Source organism: Arthrobacter sp. ZGTC212 (genome assembly GCF_002929255.1).
GTDB lineage: Bacteria > Actinomycetota > Actinomycetes > Actinomycetales > Micrococcaceae > Arthrobacter_B > Arthrobacter_B sunyaminii.
Genome location: NZ_PJIJ01000029.1, coordinates 1 through 724 on the forward strand (window position 1 = coordinate 1; position 724 = coordinate 724).

At 64.5% G+C, this 724-nt stretch carries 1 protein-coding gene and 1 pseudogene; both read left to right on the forward strand.

The genetic code is table 11. The features are described from left to right. A pseudogene (locus CXQ89_RS19010) lies at positions 1 to 97 on the forward strand (exodeoxyribonuclease III); the annotation flags it as partial. Between the two features lie 20 nt (positions 98 to 117). Then, on the forward strand, positions 118 to 724 hold a 607-nt coding region (trpS, locus tag CXQ89_RS17695; RefSeq protein ID WP_104162203.1), incomplete at its 3' end, for a tryptophan--tRNA ligase.

Sequence of the window (724 nt, forward strand, 5' to 3'; positions counted from 1 at the left end):
GGCTTCCGCCGCCATCTCCGCGGTGGTGGACCGGGCGGCCTCGTGGGACACACGCTTCTCTGACCATGCCCCGCTGGTAGTGGATTACCAGCTCTGAGCCCCGAAGGTTTCCTCCCCATGACTAGCCAGACTTCCACGGCAACCAAGAAGCGCATCCTCTCAGGCGCCAAGCCCACAGCGGACTCGCTGCACCTGGGCAACTACATCGGCGCCGTCCGCAACTGGGTGGACATGCAGGCCGAATACGACGCCGTTTTCTTCATCCCGGACCTGCACGCCATCACCGTGGACTTCGACCCCTCCGAACTGGCCAGGCGCACCCGCATCGTGGCTGCCCAATACATTGCGGCAGGCATCGACCCGGACAAAAGCATCTTCTTCGTCCAGTCCCACGTGCCCGAGCACGCGCAGCTGGCCTGGGCCTTGAACTGCATCACCGGTTTCGGTGAAGCCTCCCGGATGACCCAGTTCAAGGACAAGACCCAGAAGTCCGGCGCCGACGCCGCCACCCTGGGGCTGTTCGCCTACCCCACCCTCATGGCCGCGGACATCCTGCTGTACCAGACGGACCTGGTACCGGTGGGAGAGGACCAGCGCCAGCACCTGGAGCTGACCCGGAACCTGGCCCAGCGCTTCAACACGAGGTTCGGCGCCACGTTCACCGTTCCGGAGGCCACCATCGTCAAGGAACGCGCCAAGATTTACGACCTTCAGAACCCCAGCG